15 protein-coding genes are annotated in these 16,182 nt (G+C 58.4%); 5 read left to right on the top strand and 10 right to left on the bottom strand.

Translation table 11 applies throughout. The annotated features are described in order from the left end of the window. Positions 1–57: 57 nt before the first annotated feature. The 4 genes from SGN16_RS07530 to SGN16_RS07515 form a co-directional block, all read right to left on the bottom strand. Complete coding sequence (locus tag SGN16_RS07530) at positions 58–924, bottom strand: carboxylate/amino acid/amine transporter (RefSeq protein WP_210643358.1); 867 nt, start codon at positions 922–924, stop codon at positions 58–60. A gap of 144 nt (positions 925–1,068) precedes the next feature. Continuing rightward, positions 1,069–2,937: an ATP-binding protein gene (locus tag SGN16_RS07525; RefSeq protein WP_335943631.1), complete on the bottom strand. Its 1,869-nt coding sequence runs from the start codon at positions 2,935–2,937 to the stop codon at positions 1,069–1,071. Positions 2,938–3,236: 299 nt separating this feature from the next. Further along, the gene (locus SGN16_RS07520) at positions 3,237–3,836 is read right to left on the bottom strand and encodes an FMN-dependent NADH-azoreductase (protein ID WP_335943630.1); all 600 of its coding nucleotides are present in this window, start codon (positions 3,834–3,836) and stop codon (positions 3,237–3,239) included. Positions 3,837–3,988: 152 nt separating this feature from the next. Next, positions 3,989–4,303 carry a 3-phosphoglycerate kinase gene (locus SGN16_RS07515; protein ID WP_135844231.1) on the bottom strand — a complete coding sequence of 105 codons (315 nt, stop codon included), beginning with the start codon at positions 4,301–4,303 and terminating at the stop codon, positions 3,989–3,991. A gap of 50 nt (positions 4,304–4,353) precedes the next feature. Between SGN16_RS07515 and SGN16_RS07510 the strand changes: the two genes are divergently transcribed. The 5 genes from SGN16_RS07510 to aqpZ all read left to right on the top strand — a co-directional run bounded on the left by SGN16_RS07510 (position 4,354) and on the right by aqpZ (position 9,526). Then, positions 4,354–5,277, top strand: coding sequence for a LysR family transcriptional regulator (locus tag SGN16_RS07510; protein WP_135844230.1), 924 nt, complete (start codon positions 4,354–4,356; stop codon positions 5,275–5,277). A gap of 14 nt (positions 5,278–5,291) precedes the next feature. Then, positions 5,292–6,095 carry an alpha/beta hydrolase gene (locus SGN16_RS07505; protein ID WP_335943629.1) on the top strand — a complete coding sequence of 268 codons (804 nt, stop codon included), beginning with the start codon at positions 5,292–5,294 and terminating at the stop codon, positions 6,093–6,095. A gap of 4 nt (positions 6,096–6,099) precedes the next feature. Continuing rightward, on the top strand, positions 6,100–6,657 hold the full coding sequence (locus SGN16_RS07500) for a peptidylprolyl isomerase (RefSeq protein WP_210643354.1): 558 nt from the start codon (positions 6,100–6,102) through the stop codon (positions 6,655–6,657). Between the two features lie 84 nt (positions 6,658–6,741). Then, positions 6,742–8,574, top strand: coding sequence for an ABC transporter ATP-binding protein (locus SGN16_RS07495; RefSeq protein WP_210643353.1), 1,833 nt, complete (start codon positions 6,742–6,744; stop codon positions 8,572–8,574). 262 nt (positions 8,575–8,836) lie between these two features. Beyond that, positions 8,837–9,526 carry an aquaporin Z gene (gene aqpZ / locus SGN16_RS07490; protein WP_335943628.1) on the top strand — a complete coding sequence of 230 codons (690 nt, stop codon included), beginning with the start codon at positions 8,837–8,839 and terminating at the stop codon, positions 9,524–9,526. A 16-nt stretch (positions 9,527–9,542) separates the two neighbouring features. On the opposite strand, the gene SGN16_RS07485 is transcribed toward aqpZ, so the two are convergent. The 6 genes from SGN16_RS07485 to SGN16_RS07460 all read right to left on the bottom strand — a co-directional run bounded on the left by SGN16_RS07485 (position 9,543) and on the right by SGN16_RS07460 (position 15,895). Then, complete coding sequence (locus SGN16_RS07485; RefSeq protein WP_335943627.1) at positions 9,543–10,667, bottom strand: GNAT family N-acetyltransferase; 1,125 nt, start codon at positions 10,665–10,667, stop codon at positions 9,543–9,545. 142 nt (positions 10,668–10,809) lie between these two features. After that, a complete protein-coding gene (locus tag SGN16_RS07480) occupies positions 10,810–11,952 on the bottom strand; it encodes an RHS repeat-associated core domain-containing protein (protein WP_335943626.1) in 1,143 nt (380 codons plus the stop codon). Between the two features lie 295 nt (positions 11,953–12,247). Beyond that, positions 12,248–13,558: a porin gene (locus SGN16_RS07475; protein ID WP_210643350.1), complete on the bottom strand. Its 1,311-nt coding sequence runs from the start codon at positions 13,556–13,558 to the stop codon at positions 12,248–12,250. 288 nt (positions 13,559–13,846) lie between these two features. After that, on the bottom strand, positions 13,847–14,083 hold the full coding sequence (locus tag SGN16_RS07470; RefSeq protein ID WP_210643349.1) for a zf-HC2 domain-containing protein: 237 nt from the start codon (positions 14,081–14,083) through the stop codon (positions 13,847–13,849). Beyond that, on the bottom strand, positions 14,077–14,688 hold the full coding sequence (locus SGN16_RS07465) for an RNA polymerase sigma factor (protein ID WP_210643348.1): 612 nt from the start codon (positions 14,686–14,688) through the stop codon (positions 14,077–14,079). The genes SGN16_RS07470 and SGN16_RS07465 overlap by 7 nt, the downstream gene beginning before the upstream one ends. A gap of 85 nt (positions 14,689–14,773) precedes the next feature. Then, positions 14,774–15,895 carry a beta-ketoacyl-ACP synthase III gene (locus SGN16_RS07460; RefSeq protein ID WP_335943625.1) on the bottom strand — a complete coding sequence of 374 codons (1,122 nt, stop codon included), beginning with the start codon at positions 15,893–15,895 and terminating at the stop codon, positions 14,774–14,776. Positions 15,896–16,182 lie beyond the last annotated feature (287 nt).

Here is a 16,182-nt window from a genome sequence, read left to right as displayed (position 1 = left end):
GTCAGCCTCTATGTTTCTGACACACCGCTATCGCGAGCAAGCTCGCTCCCACAGGGGTCAGTGTGCAGTATGGAGTTGGCGTATCCCCAACCGACTGATCCACACCGCCGCCACTATCACCGACCCGCCCAGCAGCAACCGCCCCAACTCCTCGTGCTGGTTCCAGATCAGCAGGTTCAACAGCAGCCCCACCGGCACGTGCAGGTTGTTCATCACTGCCAGCGTCCCGCCGCTGACCAGGCACGCGCCTTTGTTCCACCAATACAGTCCCAGCGCAGTAGAGACCAGGCCAAGAAACACCAGCACGCCCCATTGCAGCGGGGCTTCGGGCCAGAAGTCTGCCTTGCCGAACAGCAGGAAGGCCGGCAACGCCACCGCTAGCGCGCCGAGGTAGAAGTAGCCGAACCGTCGATAGTGCGGCAGGTCGCTCGGGTGACGAGCCACCAGGTGTTTATACAACACCTGCCCGGCCGCGTAGGTGAAGTTGGCCAGTTGCAGCAGCAAAAAGCCCATGAAGAAATCCGGGTTGATCCGGTCATAGCGAATCACCGCCGCGCCAGCCACGGCCACCAGTGCCGCGATCAGTGCCCAGGGGTTGAAGCGACGGTTCAGCGTGTCTTCGATCAAGGTCACGTGCAGTGGCGTGAGGATGGTGAAGAGCAACACCTCGGGCACTGTCAGCACCCGGAAGCTCAAATACAGGCAGACGTAGGTCACGCCAAACTGCAAGGCGCCGATCAACAGCATGCCGCGCATGAACGATGGCTCCACCTGGCGCCAGCGCGTCAGCGGAATGAACACCAGCCCCGCCAGCACAACCCGCACCAGCACCGCGAAATAACTGTCCACATGCCCGGCCAGGTATTCGCCGATCAGGCTGAAGGAAAACGCCTGGATCAGCGTCACAAAAAGTAGATAGCCCATACGCCCCTCATCTCGAATGGCGGCGAAGATAGCGGTTTTGAACGGGGGGAGCGAGCTTACCCGCGATGGTGGTGCGACAAGTCGATAAGAGATGGCGGCTCACATACCGCAATCGCGGGCAAGCTCGCTCCCACGGATATCCCATTAACTTGGAATTTCATCCACGATCGAAGGGCTGGCCTGGCGCAGTTGCCGGTAGTTGGCGGCGCGCTGGAGTACTCGGGTCAAAGCCTGGAAGTTTGCCGGTTTGGTTAAGATGTCATCGGCACCGGCGGCCCTGAAACGCTCTATCTCGCTCGAAAAAGCGCTCGCGGTGAAGGCAACGATGTAGCAAGTATCGCCCCGCGGTAATTCACGGATTTTGCGCACGGCCTCCATTCCATCCATGACGGGCATGTTGATATCCATCAAAATGATCTCTGGCATCGACGTCATGCAACGATTGACCGCTTCCAGGCCATCAGACGCAAGGTCGGGGGCATAACCCAACTCTTGTAGCATCGCCATCGCCACTTTCTGGCTCACCGGATGGTTCTCCACCAGCAGGATATCGAGCGGATAATCCTCGGCAAACGACGAGTCGAAGCCAACCGTTGCATGATCATCCCTGAGGGGTATTTCCGAGACGGAAAAAAGCGCCAGGGGGAGAGAAAAGAAGAATGTCGAGCCAACACCAGGCTCGCTGGTGAAAGATAAAGTCCCCTGCTGCGCCTCAAGCAGGTTCTTACAGATAGAAAGACCCAGCCCACTCCCAGTGAAGCGTTGGCTAGCCGCCCCTTTGAACTGGGCGAAAGGCTTGAACAGGTTGTCTTGCCGCTCCATGGGGATACCGATGCCAGTATCGCGTATGGCGAAGTCGAGGCGCGCTTGAGGACCGTAACCGCTGGTGGTGACCAGGAGGGATACTTTTCCGGCTTCGGTAAATTTGACCGCGTTGCCCAGCAAGTTGATCAATATCTGGCGAAGGCAATCAATATCGGTTTTGACCAAAGGCGGTACGTCCGGGGAGAACTGGGCGTCCAGGACGATGGGTTTGTCCTGAATACTTTGCCGGATCATTTCCATGCAGGATGAAACCAGAACTCTCACTTCGAAAACACGAGGTTTCAATTCAAGTTTGCCCGCTTCGATTTTTGCCAGATCGAGGATGTTATCGATAAGAGACAGCAGGGTCCGGCCACTGGAATGAATCGTTGTGAGAAGGCGACGTTGTTCGGGATCCAGCGCGGAGCGGGCCAGCAACTCGGTGGCGCCAATGACACCGTACATGGGGGTGCGGATTTCATGACTCATGGTGGCCAGGAATCTGGTTTTTGAACGATCAGCGTCTTCGGCGGCATTTTTTGCCTGATTCAATACGTGTTCGTTGACTCGCAGTTGCTGGAGATGAGCACGCATGCGTAAAAGGATGAAAGCGAGAAAGACCAGGATGGCAAGGATGATATGGTACAGAGAGTCATGATTAAGTTGTTGGTAGTAGTCCGCCAAAGTAATTTCCGCGCCGGCAACATACACCGTACCGTCGTGCGATTTTAGTGGGACAAAGACTGCGCGAAAATCACCCCAATGATCCGAATAGTCGATCCAGGTTGGCTTGGTGCGCTCAAAACTGTCGAGTAAAGCCTGGCTGGCATCGGGATAAGGATCGAAAAAGCGCACGAAATTCTTCTCTTGAATTTCTTTCTGCGATGCGCTGGAACTGACGAGATACGCTTCTGCGCCCCGTTTGATCACGCTATAGACAAACGCAGTGCCCATGGACTCGTTGAAGCTGGAGAGCCGTTGAATGGTGTCCCAATCTTGCTCTGGCGATTTGGATTGTTTATCGACCAGGTTGTCATGGTAACGGTCGCCGAGAATAGCCGAAGCGCCCAGCGCGGCATGCAGCAACTTGTTATTAATATTGTCAGTAAGGACGCTTTGCGTCTCGACATAGAGGTAGTAGATGTAGCCACCGGCCCCGATGAGGTAGACCAGGAATAAAGCCCAGGTCTTGCGTTTGACTTTGAACATATCACAGCCTCCCTACTGCAATTGCGCGCATAAATTACCACAGCAGGCGCCGCGAGACTTGGCCAAATCCAAGTGAGTCTGCGACCCGCACCTTTTTCCTGCCCTCTGGACTTAGGAGGCCGCTCAGTCTAAGGCAGCGTTATTCTATTTCCCAAAAAAAAGCCCGATCTCGCTAAAGCGTTCAATCGGGCTACTGCACTCAGGAGCAACAAGTGCAAAGGGAGGTTCGATGCGCAAAACGGTTTGAAGGGAAGCGCCAGGTCAATAGACCACCTGGCGATTATCCGAGGATTAACGGATCAGGCGACCTGGGACAGTTTGGCGTTGGCCTGATTCAACCCTTTCTCCTGGAAGTCGCCGCCCAGGTTCATGCCTTCGGCATGGATGAAGGTCACATCGTGAATACCGATGAAGCCCATGACTTGGCGCAGGTAAGGTTCCTGGTGGTCGGTGCTGCCACCGGCATGGATGCCGCCGCGGGCGGTCAGCACAAAGGCGCGTTTGCCAGCCAGCAGGCCTTGAGGGCCGGTGGGGGTGTACTTGAAGGTCACGCCGGCACGCAGCACGTGGTCGAGCCAGGCTTTCAAGGTGCTGGGGATGGCGAAGTTGTACATCGGTGCTGCCATCACCAGGACGTCGGCGGCCAGCAATTCATCGGTCAACTGGTTGGAGCGTTCCAGCGAGGCATTTTCAACCTCGTTGCGCTGCTCGGTAGGCTTCATCCAGCCACCCAGCAAATTGGCATCCAGATGGGGCACCGGATTGATCGCCAGGTCGCGAACGCTGATTTCGTCGGCCGGGTGCGCAGCTTTCCACTGGCTGATGAAAGTCTGGGTCAGTTGACGGGAAACCGAGTCTTGCTGGCGGGCACTGCTTTCGATGATCAGAACGCGGGACATGGCTTGTAGGCTCCATCTGAGAATGTTGTCAGTCGATGGAGTGAAGGTTAAACGCGAGCATATCGATGAAAAAGCGCAAATAATTGCTGTAAAGCATCGATAATTTCGTTTATAAGCGGAGCAAGCAACGCGTTACCTGCCCCGCTGCCGGGCTATTTCGGCTGACAGGTCAGCTTGATGCGCAGCTTGATGATGTTGCGGTTGAACTTGGCCGTGGCGTTCTTGAACTTACCGGCGGCCACTTCGATCTTGCGGGTGCGCGGTGCTTCGGGGCCATTGCTGAAGACCACGGTACAGGCCGCGTCAGTGCTGCCGTAGTTGTTGACCTGGATGGAACCGATGTCGGCATCGGTGTCATAGGCGTTGTAGTCGATGCTCAGGCCGTTGAGGTGTTTTTCCACATCAATCGGATAGGCAAACGCAGTCAGCGGCAACAGGGCCAGCACCGCACAACAGATTTTCTTCATTCGGCAGTCTCCACCAAGGGACCGCCAGCTTAGGACAAGAGGAGCTCAATATGAAAGCGCCCCGCGTGACCCTTGATCAATGGCGAACATTGCAGGCCGTGGTGGATCACGGCGGCTTCGCCCAGGCCGCCGAGGTGCTGCACCGCTCCCAGTCGTCGGTGAGTTATACCGTGGCCCGCATGCAGGATCAGCTCGGCGTACCGTTACTGCGAATCGACGGGCGCAAGGCCGTGTTGACCGAGGCCGGCGGCGTACTGCTGCGCCGCTCCCGGCAACTGGTGAAACAGGCCAGCCAGCTGGAAGACCTGGCCCATCACATGGAGCAAGGCTGGGAAGCGGAAGTGCGCCTGGTGGTCGACGCCGCCTACCCCACCGCCCGCCTCGTTCGGGCCCTGACGGCGTTTATGCCGCAGAGCCGCGGCTGTCGGGTACGGTTGCGCGAAGAAGTGTTGTCGGGCGTTGAGGAAGTGTTGCTCGAAGGCGTAGCCGATCTGGCCATCAGCGGCTTCAGCATTCCCGGCTATCTGGGGGCGGAATTGAGCGACGTGGAGTTCGTCGCGGTGGCCCATCCCGAACACGCCTTGCATCGCCTCAACCGCGAGCTGACTTTCCAGGATCTGGAGAGCCAGTTGCAAGTGGTGATCCGCGACTCCGGACGCCAGCAACCGCGCGACGTTGGTTGGCTCGGTGCCGAACAACGCTGGACCGTCGGCAGCCTGGCCACCGCCGCGACGTTCGTTGGCAGCGGCCTGGGCTTCGCCTGGCTGCCCCGGCACATGATCGAGCGGGAACTCAAGGAAGGCACGCTTAAACGGCTACCCTTGGATCAGGGCGGCAGCCGCAACCCGAGCTTCTATTTGTATTCGAACAAGGAAAAACCCCTGGGCCCGGCCACGCAAATCCTTATCGAATTGCTGCGCACCTTCGACACCGCGCCGCTGGATGCGCCATTCGCCGCCCCTGAACAAGCCTGACAAGGACTTCGCCGATGGCCTATTTCGAACATGAAGGTTGCAACCTGCACTACGAGGAATACGGCCACGGCGCACCCTTGCTGCTGGTCCATGGCTTGGGCTCCAGCACCCGGGACTGGGAAAAGCAGATCCCGGTGTTGTCCGCCCATTACCACTTGATCGCGGTGGATGTGCGCGGCCACGGTCGCTCTGACAAGCCGCGGGAGCGCTACAGCATCGAAGGCTTCAGCGCCGACCTGATCGCCCTGATCGAACATCTGGGCCTAGGTCCTGTGCACCTGGTGGGCTGGTCCATGGGCGGCATGATCGCTTTTCAGTTGGCGGTGGACGAACCCCAACGGGTCAAGAGCCTGTGCATCGTCAACAGCGCCCCGCAAGTCAAAGTTCGCACGCTCGACGACTGCTGGCAGTGGTTCAAGCGCTGGAGCCTGATGCGCATTCTCAGCCTGGAGACCATCGGCAAGGCCCTGGGCGCGAAGTTGTTTCCCAAGCCTGAGCAAACCGAGTTACGCCTGGAAATGGCTCGGCGCTGGGCAAAAAACGACAAACGTGCTTATCTCGCCAGCTTCGATGCCATCGTGGGCTGGGGTGTCCAGGAACGACTGTCGCAAGTCGCCTGTCCAACCCTCATCATTTGCGCCGACCATGACTACACCCCGGTGGCGCTGAAAGAAGCCTATGTAAAGCTGCTGCCCGATGCACGGCTGGTGGTTATCGCCGATTCCCGGCACGCTACCCCGCTGGATCAACCCGAACGCTTCAACCAAACCCTGCTCGAATTCTTGACCGCAACCGATTCCACCACTCAGGATCATTGAACCCATGCTGAAAAAAATCGCCCTCGCCGCCGGTACCGTACTGTTTGCCGCCAACCTGATGGCTGCGCAGCCGACCAAGGCACCACACGTACTGCTTGAAACCACCAACGGCCAGATCGAAATCGAACTGGACCCGGTCAAGGCGCCCATCAGCACCAAGAACTTCCTGGAGTACGTGGACAGCGGCTTCTACAACAACACGATTTTCCACCGTGTGATCCCGGGCTTCATGATCCAGGGCGGCGGTTTTACTCAGCAAATGCAGCAGAAAGAAACCAAAGCTCCGATCAAGAACGAATCGAAAAACGGTTTGCATAACGTCCGCGGCACCCTGTCCATGGCCCGCACATCCGTGCCCGATTCGGCCACCAGTCAGTTCTTCGTGAACGTCAAGGACAACGATTTCCTCGATACTGGAGACGGCTATGCCGTCTTCGGCAAGGTCGTCAAAGGGATGGACGTGGTGGACATCATCGTCAACTCGCCAACCACTCAGCGCGGCGGCATGAAAGACGTGCCGGCCGATCCTGTGTTCATCAAGTCGGCCAAGCGCATCGACTGAAGAGGCACACGGCAAGCCTGAGCGGCAGCGGTGATCCCGCGCCGCTCACAGCAATAAGGAGAGCCCCTGCCAGGGCATTTACAAATGGTTTATCGCCGCTTCGAAAAACTGATCGATATCTTCCGCGACGCACCGACTTCGGCCCCACCGAACCGCGTCCTGCCCTTCTACACGTACTACCTGAAACAAGTCTGGCCCAGCTTCGCCGTGCTGCTGGTGGTGGGCCTGATCGGCGCGCTGATCGAGGTGGCGCTGTTCAGCTACCTGAGCCGCATCATCGACCTGACCCAGGGCACGCCCAACGTCGACTTCTTCAAGCTCCATGGTCTCGAACTGGCCTGGATGGCCGTGGTGGCACTGGTCTTTCGGCCGATTTTCGTGGCCCTGCATGACCTGTTGGTGCACCAGACCCTGAGCCCCGGCATGACCAGCCTGATCCGCTGGCAGAATCACAGCTACGTGCTCAAGCAGAGCCTGAACTTCTTCCAGAACGACTTCGCCGGGCGCATCGCCCAGCGCATCATGCAGACCGGCAACTCCCTGCGCGACTCGGCCGTGCAGGCCGTGGATGCCCTTTGGCACGTGCTGATCTACGCCATCAGTTCCCTGGTGCTGTTCGCCGAAGCCGACTGGCGCCTGATGATCCCGCTACTGATGTGGATCGCCGCTTACATCGCTGCCCTCTGCTACTTCGTGCCACGGGTCAAGGAGCGCTCGGTGGTGTCGTCCGATGCCCGCTCCAAGCTCATGGGCCGGATCGTCGACGGCTACACCAACATCACCACCCTGAAGCTATTCGCCCACACCAACTTCGAACAGCAATACGCCCGCGAAGCGATTCAGGAACAGACCGAAAAAGCCCAGTTGGCCGGCCGCGTGGTGACCAGCATGGACGTGGTCATCACCACCATGAACGGCATGCTGATCGTCGGCACCACGGCGCTGGCGCTGTGGCTGTGGACTCAATCGCTGATCAGCGTCGGCGCCATTGCCCTGGCGACCGGGCTGGTGATCCGCATCGTCAACATGTCCGGCTGGATCATGTGGGTGGTCAACGGCATCTTCGAAAACATCGGCATGGTCCAGGACGGTTTGCAGACCATCGCCCAGCCGGTCAGCGTCACCGACCGCGACCAGGCCAAGCCCCTGGCGGTGGCCCGCGGCGAGGTGCGTTTCGAGCATGTGGACTTCCACTATGGCAAGAAAAGCGGGGTGATCGGCGACCTCAACCTGACCATCAAGCCCGGCGAGAAAATCGGCCTGATCGGCCCTTCCGGAGCGGGAAAATCGACCCTGGTCAACCTGCTGCTGCGCCTCTATGACGTGCAGGGCGGGCGCATTCTCATCGATGGCCAGGACATCGCCGAAGTCGGCCAGGAAAGCCTGCGCGAGCGCATCGGCATGATCACCCAGGACACCTCGCTGCTGCATCGCTCGATTCGCGACAACCTGCTGTACGGCAAGCCCGACGCCACCGATGCGCAGCTCTGGGAAGCCGTGCGCAAGGCCCGCGCCGATGAATTCATCCCACTGCTGTCGGACGCCGAGGGCCGCACCGGCTTCGATGCCCATGTGGGCGAGCGCGGCGTGAAACTGTCCGGCGGCCAGCGCCAGCGCATCGCTATCGCGCGGGTACTGCTCAAGGACGCGCCGATCCTGATCATGGACGAAGCGACGTCGGCGCTGGACTCGGAAGTCGAGGCGGCGATCCAGGAAAGCCTGGAGACCTTGATGCAAGGCAAGACCGTGATCGCCATCGCCCACCGCCTCTCCACCATCGCCCGGATGGACCGGCTGGTGGTGCTGGAGAATGGGCGTATCGCCGAAACGGGTAGCCATGCTGAACTGCTGGCCCATGGCGGATTGTATGCGCGGTTGTGGCAGCATCAGACAGGTGGGTTCGTGGGGATCGATTGAACCAACCAGACGCCATATGAAACCAGGATGAATCAGCAATACTGAAAAATTCTGTCCAGAATCCATGTTGCCCACACCGCAACGACATACTCCCCGCCGACCACGGCCAAAACCGCCACAGTCCATGACTCTGGCGGTTTTTTTAATGCCGCTGGATTTGTCGCAACGCTCTGCTGTACTCAGCTCAGGTTCTGGAGATGAACCTGTCGTAATTCTGCTGGATGCATAACCGATTATCACGACTGTTCTATCAAGGATGCTTATGTCTTTACTCAAACGTTCAACGACTGAGTTGTTGGGTACGTTCTGGCTGGTACTGGGCGGCTGCGGCAGCGCGGTATTGGCCGCCTCCGGGATTGGCGTGCTGGGAGTTGCCCTGGCGTTCGGCCTGACGGTGTTGACCATGGCCTTCGCCATCGGTCATATCTCGGGCTGTCATCTGAACCCGGCGGTGTCGGTGGGCTTGTACGTGGGCGGGCGGTTTCCGGCCAGGGAGTTGCCCGCCTACATCATCGCCCAAGTCATCGGTGGCGTGCTGGCCGCTGCGTTGATTTACTTCATCGCCAGCGGCAAGGAAGGCTTTGACCTGGCCGCGTCCGGGCTGGCCTCGAACGGTTACGGCGAGCATTCGCCCGGTGGCTATTCGATGGCGACCGGTTTTGTCACCGAGCTGGTCATGACGGCGATGTTCATCCTGATCATCCTTGGCGCCACCGATAAGCGTGCACCAGCCGGGCTGGCGCCGATTGCCATCGGTCTGGGCCTGACGCTGATTCACCTGATCTCGATCCCGGTCACCAACACTTCGGTCAACCCGGCCCGCAGTACCGGACCGGCGCTGATCGTCGGTGGTTGGGCCATCGAGCAACTGTGGCTGTTCTGGGTCGCACCGCTGCTGGGCGCGGTCATCGGCGGTGTCTCCTACCGCTGGCTGGGCCAGGAAAGCCGCTGAGTCATACCTGCGAAAATCAGCACTGCCGATAAGGCAGTGCTGTTTTCGCTTCTTCGGCATATGCCAGCACCCCCTCATGCTCGCGCACGAGGAAATCCGCCACCGCTGCTTTCAGCCCCGGATGACGCAGGTAATGCCATGAGCGGGTAATCACCGGTTCGAACCCGCGAATCAATTTGTGCTCGCCCTGGGCACCGGCATCGAAACGCTGCAAGCCATGGGCAATCGCGTAGTCCATGCCCTGGTAGAAACAAGTCTCGAAGTGCAAACGGTCAAACTCCGCCAGGCAGCCCCAGTAGCGCCCGTAGAAACTGTCGCCACCCACCAGGCTGAACGCCATCGCCACCGGCCGCGAACCTTGCTTGGCCAGCACCACGCGAATGGCCTCGGGCATGCGTTCGGCCAGCAGGCTGAAGAATGTCCGGGTCAAATAGGGCGCCTGCCGTCGTATCGCATAAGTGTTGGCATAACAGGCGTAGACAAAATCCCACTGTGCCTCGTCCAACTGATGACCTTCTAGCCATTCGAACTCGATGCCCTGCCCCGCCACCTGTTCACGCTCCTTGCGCATCTGCTTGCGCTTGCGGGAACTGAGCGCATCGAGGAAATCCTGGAAGTCCCGATAACCGCGATTGCGCCAGTGATACTGGCAACCAATCCGCTGCAGCCAACCCTCCTGCCCGGCCAGCGCCGAATCGGTGAAAGCATCGGTGAAGTTGATATGGGCGCTGGAAAGCCCTTCGATTTCCAGATAACCCGGCAGGCTGCCCAGCAGTTCCAAGCCATCTTCGGCGCGCACCGCCAGCAACCGCGGGCCACTGACCGGACTGAACGGCACCGCCGTCAGCAGCTTCGGGTAGTAATCGATCCCGGCCCTGGCGCAAGCGTCGGCCCAGCCGTGGTCGAACACGTATTCACCGTAGGAATGCCACTTGCGGTAACTGGGCAAGGCCGCCAACAGACGACCGTCCTCAATGTGCAGCAAATGCTCCGGCTGCCAGCCGGATTGCGGACCCAGGCTGGTGCTGTCTTCCAGCGAACTCAGGAAAGCGTGGCGCAGGAACGGCTGAGGGGCAGGCACCAGCGCGTCCCACTCTTGAGACGCGATGGTGGACAGGCTTTTCAAGACTTGAAGCGGCATGCGGTTCCTCGATATCCAGACGGCGGATGGGGCGAGTATCGCCGATCTAGGCCGGGTGGGACGAGAAGTGATTTTTTTGATGGTCCTACTGATCATCGATCCGAAGCTGGATAGCTACGATACCGCTTATCATGATCCCGAATCATTGATAGAAAGTCATATTATCGAACCCTAAATAACTTCTTTGCTCTCCTTGTTCGCGGCCTTTTCGAAGCTTTTCCGCCTCTTGAATTACTTCCCAATCTTTAAACCTAATCTTTTTTTTCATCTTTAATTCAGCCAACTTTAACGCATGCAACACTTCATATTTTTCGAGATCCTTAATACTTTGGCTAGTAATGCCTTTCGTTCCTACAATTTCGACAGCGGATTTGTAATCTACGTAGGCTTGCGCTGCAGCACCGACGTAGGCATCGTGAACATCCATCGCAGCCGCTAACAGCTCTGGTTTAGCTGGACCAGGACTATTTGTTATCGTATCAACGTGCGCCTCATAAGACTTAGCTTTCCACCCCAAATAAGTTGCTTTTTTTTGGGCTAGCGTAAGATGCTTGGATGTAACAGTATGCACAGTCGCCGGCCTGTTCTTGTGTGGATTCCTAAGAAAACTTTTGGGTACAGTTTCACTAAATGAAGAATCAGTAGTAAATTTTGGACCGCCCCCGATAAAAGATCTAAGCCCTCGCCAAAGCCCTCCCAACAAAAATACATGCCCCGTCGGATCCACACTATTTATCGGATCCCCCACACAATACATATACGCATTCAAGCCCCCTTCACCAAAAGGGCTCAAGCTGTCTGGACTGTGAAACCTCATCAACAGCGGATTAAAGACTCGATAACCGTTGCCCAGCAAGTACCAACCGGTTTGTGTCTCACGCCGCTCACCGTTGTAACCAAAAAGGCTGCTCACCGCTGCGTCAGCCGTGCGATGACCGTATGCTGAATACGCGATTGCCTTGACAGCATCCTGGCTGACCTCAGCCAGCACGCTGTTCTTTTCATCCCCCGCCAGCAACAGAGGCGTTTGCTCACCGCCGACCTGCTGTTCGGCGAGTACGGTGCCCTCTGCCCTCAGGAAGGTACGGCTGACGCCTCCCTGGATCTCGTTCGCTAGCTCATCGTTGCGGTAGAACCGATGTTCTTTACCGCTCGAAGTACTGCGTCCAGTCAACGTGTCCAGCGCGTCATAGTGGAATCTGAAAGCCGGTTCGCCGGACGATGCATTGGCATCGGGCGAGGATTCATTGGACGTACGTTGCCCTTTTTTATCTTGACCAGCCATGTTGCTCTCCATCTTCACCGTTGGCTGCCATCGGCCGCTCATGGCGCTTCGTTTCGACAAGCACAGCGAGTACTGCCGAATTCCCAGACGCTGCCCGTCGTTTTTCGACTGGACAAAGTAAGCGCTTTTTTCAAATGCCGCGAAACTGTCAAGGTTGACAGGTGGCTCCCCATCCAGTGGTCCAGGGAAACGTGGCAAACGAGCCCGAACAGGCTAAAAAAAACCCCGCCAGAGGCGGGGTTCAAAGGAGCGCTTTAACGGATGAAGTCAGAGCGGTGTATCAAGTCAGTGCGATTTAGAACACGTACTGGGCACGCACAACCACACCTTTGCCGTCGTCATCGCCGTTGGCGTTGGTGACGTTGTCGGTCTTGGCCTTGACGTAAGCGGCAGTGATTTTCACCGCTTCGTTGGCGTACCAGTTCACGCCCAGGTTGTGCACCTTGGCCTCGGCATCGCCGACGTCGCGGGTGGCGGAGGCAGTGGTGATGTTGTCGTCTTCGACGGTCATGCTGTCGAAGCGATAGAACACTTCCCACGCGCCGATGGATTTGTTCTGGGGCTTGATCGCATCAAACTTGCCGACTTTATAACCACGGGACTCACCCGTGAGGGTGTAGGCGCCCTGGACGTAGAAGCCGTGGCCTTTGATGTCTTCGAAACCATCGGCATCAGCCTTGGTCTTGCGGGTGATGTATTCACCCTGGACCGAAGCCGGGCCCATGGCGAAAGCGGCTTCCAGGCCCAGAGCGGTATCACGGTCGTAGGAACCGGCTGGCGAGTTGTTGGCGCCGCCCAGTACCGGACGGTTGCCGTTAGGGCCGGCGTCGTTACCACCCAGGGTTTCAACGCCACGCATGCCCAGGCGGGAGCGATAACGTGCGTCGAATGCGGTATCCGAAACGTCACGCGAGGCCACGTTCAAACCAAAGTGCAGCACGTTGCCAGCGTCGTGCATCGGTGCGAAGACGAAACGACCGTTGACTTGCTTGACGCTGTTGCCGTCGGTGTCGTCGGTGTCCTTGCTGAACACACCGGCCGAGGCGTAGAACGAATCGGCGAAGGTGCTGGAGGCTTGCAGGCCCAGGCCGTTCTGATGGCTGTTGGCCCAGTCGATCAAGTCGTAAGCGGCGTTACGCTCAGGCGCGGTCACCCACTTGGAGCTGGTGGCTTTTTCCAGGCCGAAGTCGGGGTCAAAACGACCGACCTTGATCGAAACCGGCTTGAAGCCGTTGTAGGCCAGGGACGCTTCGTCGAAGTAGCCGTTATCGGAGTCGCCACTGTTGTGGGACATGTCGTAGTTGATGGTGTAGGCCCAATCCGTGTACAGCACGCCGGACAGTTCCAGGAAGGCGCGGCGAATGTAAGCGGCGTCAGCCTTGTCGCCATTGTCGGTGTAGATACCGTCGAACTGGCTGTAGTCAGCCTGCAAACGACCGCCGAGCTTGAAGCTGAACTCTTTGTCAGTGGTAGCGACCTCGAGGCCGCCCTTGGTCTTGACCACGATATCGGCGCCGTCGGTGGTGACGGTACCGGCGAAAGCCTGGGCGGTTACTGCCATGGCCAGTGCGCTGGCGGCAACACCTGCGAAGTGCTTACGAATCATCGAAGAATTCCCCTGTTGGTAGTCTATGCGTTAGAAAACACGCGGAACTGGGCCCGCTGGTGTTGGGAGGGGATCTTGGCGATGGGTTGTGTCAGCGCAGTTGCTGTCAGATAAAGATTTTATGACAACGGAACTTTTTACTTCGAATAGAAATAACCAGCACAAACATAAAACCCTGTGGGAGCGAGCCTGCTCGCGATAGCGGCGGGTCAGTCAACACTACGCTGGCTGATCCGTCGCTATCGCGAGCAAGCTCGCTCCCACAGAGGGTGGGTGATGGATTGAGGTTTAGCGGATGTCTTTGCGACGCTCGGCGGCAAGTTTTTCGGCGAGGTGATCCAGGTCTGGAATCGGTGGTTGCGGCAATTTTCTGAGGGTCGCCTGCATCAGGCGCATCTGGCGGATAAAACGCCGGCAGTTGGGGCAGAACAGCAGGTGATGCCGCACCATCAGGCGTTCACGAAAGCTTAACTGGCCGTCGAGATAATCGCTGGAGCGCGCCACTTGTTCCTTGCAGGTCAGCATTCGCCGGTTTCCTCGAAATGTTCAACGGTCGCAAAGACCTTCAGCCGGGCGCGATGCAATAGCACGCGTACGTTGGAGAGCGAGATGCCCAGAAGATTACAGATTTCTTCCAGTTCCAGCCCCTGGCGTTCACGCAGGGTCAACACACTGCCTTGCAGTTCCGACAGGCTGAGCAAGGTGTGTTCGAGGCAATCGCGCAACTCGCTCATCGTGAGCAACGCCTCCGGGGTGTCCTGGTGCCAGGCGAACGGCGCCAGCAGCCAATGACCATCGGCAGCGAAACGATCATCGCCCAGGGTGCCGTGGGGCGATGGCAGATCGTCCAGCAGCACTTCCCGGCGGTTCTGCTTGTAGCGGCCCTTGGCGGCATTGGCAGTGATGGTCAGCAGCCAGGTCTTGAGGCTGGAACGCCCCTGGAAACCGCTGAGATTGCGCACCACCGACAGCCACGCGTCCTGCACCACTTCATCGGCATGGCGACCGCCGACGATGGCGTAGGCCACCGCGCGCATCGGGCCCTGGTAGGCGCTGACCAGTTCCTTGTAGGCCTGCTGCTCACCGGCCAGGAGGCGTGGGAGCAATTGGGTATCATCGGTGACCGTCATTCAACGCCCTATTGCTGGATGGATCGCTGTTGTAGCGAGGGGATAAATCCCCTCGCCACAATAAATCCCTTTGTCACCGCAACAATCAATGCTTACGCAAAATCACGCTACCAATCGAATAGCCGGCGCCAAACGAGCTGAGCACGGCAACCGAGCCGCTGGGCAGGTCATCCTGGTAGGTGTGGAATGCAATCACCGATCCAGCGGAACTGGTGTTGGCGTAGCGGTCGAGGATCACTGGCGCTTCCTGTTCGGTGGCTTCGCGTCCCAACAATTTGCGCACGATCAGGTGATTCATGCTCAGGTTGGCCTGGTGCAGCCAGAAGCGCTTCACGTCGCCGACATTCAGTTGGTTCTCTTCCAAATGGGTACCGATCAGCTCGGCGACCATCGGGCAGACGTCGCGGAACACTTTGCGGCCTTCCTGGACGAACAGCTTGTCGCGGCCGCCGACGCCCTCTTCTGCCGCACGGTTGAGGAAGCCGAAGTTGTTGCGGATGTTGTTGGAGAACTTGGTCAGCAGCTTGGTGCTGACCACGTCGAACTGGTACGGCGAGGTCGCCAGGTCCGCTCGCTCGATGATCACGGCGGTGGCCGCGTCGCCGAAGATGAAGTGGCTGTCGCGGTCGCGGAAGTTCAGGTGGCCGGTGCACACCTCCGGGTTGACCATCAAAATCGCCCGGGCCTGGCCCAACTGCACGCTGTTGGCCGCGGCCTGGATGCCGAACGTCGCCGAGGAGCAGGCCACGTTCATGTCGAAACCAAAACCTTCGATCCCCAGGGCTTCCTGGACTTCGATGGCGATGGCCGGGTACGCGCGCTGCAGGTTGGAGCAGGCGACGATCACGCCATCGATGTCGGCCGCGGTGCGACCGGCGCGCTCTAGCGCCTGTTTTGCCGCGCCGACCGCCATTTCACACAGCACCGACCACTCGTCATTGGAGCGCTCAGGCAGACGTGGCGTCATGCGTTGCGGATCGAGGATACCTTCCTTGTCCATGACAAAGCGGCTCTTGATGCCCGAGGCCTTTTCGATGAACGCCGCGTTGGATTCGGTCAACGCCTCGACTTCACCGCGCTCGATGGCCTCGGCGTTGTCAGCGTTGAACTGGGCGACATAGGTATTGAAGGATTGCACCAGCTCTTCGTTGGAGATGCTGTTGGCCGGGGTGTACAGGCCGGTGCCACTGATGATGACGTTATGCATGGTCGTGTCTCTGATCTGTTCAGGCAGAAAGCATTGGCACCGACGTACCAATACACAAAGGGTCTTTTCCCATCCAGGGGAAGCAGACCTGGCAGTGCTTTATTCCGATCCGCCCGGGGCAGTGAAGCTCAAAAACCACGGGACCGGCATTTATAGCCGCGAAGTTTGCCACAAACGCTGGCGTTTGGCCCATTCTCAGTGAGCTACACCAACTAACCCAGTGGGAGCGAGCCTGCTCGCGATAGCGGTGGATTACTCAGTATTTATGTCGACTGACACAACGCTAT

Origin of the sequence: Pseudomonas sp. G166, from assembly GCF_037027455.2 — a bacterium.
GTDB lineage: Bacteria > Pseudomonadota > Gammaproteobacteria > Pseudomonadales > Pseudomonadaceae > Aquipseudomonas.
Note: the sequence above shows the minus strand (reverse complement) of the source record. Positions and strands in the feature narration are given on the sequence as shown.